This window comes from Testudinibacter sp. 'clade 2' (assembly GCF_006227735.1).
Taxonomy (GTDB): Bacteria; Pseudomonadota; Gammaproteobacteria; order Enterobacterales; family Pasteurellaceae; genus Chelonobacter.
Map to the genome: position 1 here is coordinate 1 of NZ_VDHB01000051.1, position 2,145 is coordinate 2,145.

General features: G+C 46.2%; 3 protein-coding genes. 2 read left to right on the top strand and 1 reads right to left on the bottom strand.

The window, feature by feature from the left end; genetic code table 11:
- Positions 1 to 94: 94 nt before the first annotated feature.
- Both rbfA and truB read left to right on the top strand, forming a co-directional pair.
- Positions 95 to 481, top strand: a complete 387-nt coding sequence (rbfA, locus tag FHQ30_RS04455) for a 30S ribosome-binding factor RbfA (RefSeq protein ID WP_139612181.1) — start codon at positions 95 to 97, stop codon at positions 479 to 481.
- A gap of 11 nt (positions 482 to 492) precedes the next feature.
- Positions 493 to 1,419, top strand: a complete 927-nt coding sequence (gene truB / locus FHQ30_RS04460; protein WP_139612182.1) for a tRNA pseudouridine(55) synthase TruB — start codon at positions 493 to 495, stop codon at positions 1,417 to 1,419.
- 79 nt (positions 1,420 to 1,498) lie between these two features.
- On the opposite strand, the gene smpB is transcribed toward truB, so the two are convergent.
- Complete coding sequence (gene smpB / locus FHQ30_RS04465; RefSeq protein ID WP_132964643.1) at positions 1,499 to 1,981, bottom strand: SsrA-binding protein SmpB; 483 nt, start codon at positions 1,979 to 1,981, stop codon at positions 1,499 to 1,501.
- Positions 1,982 to 2,145 lie beyond the last annotated feature (164 nt).

Below are 2,145 nucleotides of genomic sequence, written 5' to 3' on the forward strand. Positions count from 1 at the left end.
TATAATCCGCCCCTACATTGCCTCATCAAATATCTTTGTCAAGAAACCGAGGCGATCATTTGATCGCCTTTTGCATAAACAAAGGAAAAATAAAATGGCAAGAGAATTTAGTCGCTCGCAGCGAGTGGCGCAAGAGATAAAAAAAGAGATCGCAATAATTTTACAGCGTGAAGTGAAAGATCCACGTATCGGCATGGTAACAGTGTCTGATGTAGAACTGTCGCGTGATTTGGTGTACGCCAAAGTATTTGTCACATTCTTGTTCGATCAAGATCAGGAAGCAGTAAAAAACGGTATGGAAGGGCTGCATCAGGCGTCCGGCTATATTCGTTCATTACTGGGCAAAGCGATGCGGTTGCGGATTGTGCCGGAATTGCGTTTTGAATACGACAATTCGTTGGTCGAAGGAATGCGGATGTCGAATTTGGTCAGCCAAGTGCTGAATGAAGACAAAGCCAAACATAAAGATGATAATCAATAAACGGAAAAATTGTGTCGAGACCAAGAAAACGAGGGCGTGACATTGACGGTATCGTGCTGCTCGATAAACCACAAGGGTTGAGTTCCAACGATCTGTTGCAGAAAGTCAAACGTCTCTATCAAGCCAATAAAGCCGGACATACCGGTGCTTTGGATCCGCTGGCAACCGGAATGTTGCCGATCTGCTTGGGCGAAGCGACCAAGTTTTCCCAATTTCTGCTGGATGCTGATAAACGCTATCGTGTCACCGCAAAATTGGGGGAGCGCACCGACACCTCTGACGCCGAAGGGCAAGTGGTAGCCGTGCGTGAGGTCAAGTGCGGTCTGGAGCAAATTCTGGCGGCGCTACCGCACTTTCGTGGTGAGTTGCAGCAAGTGCCGACCATGTTTTCGGCCTTGAAACACCAAGGCAAACCGCTGTATGAATATGCCCGTGCCGGCATTACAGTCGAACGCGAAGCCCGCCCGATTACGATTTTTGAATTGGAATTTATAGATTATCAAGCGCCATTTTTAACCCTTGAGGTACATTGTTCAAAAGGTACTTATATTCGTACTTTGATTGACGATCTCGGTGAATTTCTCGGCTGTGGCGCACACGTTACCGTGTTGCACCGAAGTGCGGTGGCGAGTTATCCTACCCAGTCGATGGTGACGTTGCAAACTCTGCAACAATTGGCGGAGCAGCAAGCGTTGAGCTTATTGGATCAACATTTGCTGGCGGCAGATACTGCGGTGGCAAACTTGGCAAAAATTGATCTGAATCCAGAACAGACCCGAGCGATCAGTTTCGGGCAGCGGCTGCGTTTTGACAATCCGCAACAGCTACAAGGGCAAGTGCGGTTATACAGCGATAAACAGTGTTTTTTAGGGGTGGCAGAAGTGGACCAATACAGCGTGATTCACCCGAAACGGCTGGTGACTCAGTTTTCAGTTTAGCCCTAATTCAATTTGATACCGATAAAAAAGCCAAATCTGGGTTACCGATTTGGCTTTCATCTTTGCGTAAGTTAGCGAATTAACCTCTGTTACTGTGCTTCATAATCCGTTCTTTAGTGCGCTGCCATTCTCGGTCTTGGATCGCATCACGCTTATCATGTTGCTTTTTGCCTTTTGCCAAGCCGATTTTGACTTTTGCCCAAGCATTTTTCCAATATAAAGAGAGGGCGACGATGGTGAAGCCGTCACGGTTAGCTTTGCCGAACAAATTGTCCAACTCTCGTTTGCTGAGCAGTAATTTACGGGTGCGGGTTGGATCAGCGACCACATGGGTAGAGGCAACATTCAACGGGGTGATCATCGCACCGAACAGATAGGCTTCGCCATCTTTGAAAATCACATAGCTGTCACTGATATTCGCCTTACCGGCACGCATTGACTTGACTTCCCAGCCTTGCAGCGACAAACCGGCTTCGATCTCTTCTTCAATAAAATAATCGTGTCGCGCTCTTTTATTGAGGGCGATGGTATTGGAACCGACTTTTGGTTTTTTCTTGGTCATTATTTTTCTGCTTCAAAGTCATTTAGTTAAATGGTAGCGCAAATTGTATCAATAAGTCGACAAAGCACAAAGGAAAATGCGCAATAAAATTTCAACAGAGCCTAGGGTCTGTTGATCTTTGTTTATATTTTGAGTTGTGGTTTAAAATGAGCACAATCTAGGCG

Excerpts from the sequence above, each read along its gene's own strand:
- rbfA (WP_139612181.1), top strand. The coding sequence starts at position 95 with ATGGCAAGAGAATTTAGTCGCTCGCAGCGAGTGGCGCAAGAGATAAAA.
- smpB (WP_132964643.1), bottom strand. The coding sequence starts at position 1,981 with ATGACCAAGAAAAAACCAAAAGTCGGTTCCAATACCATCGCCCTCAAT.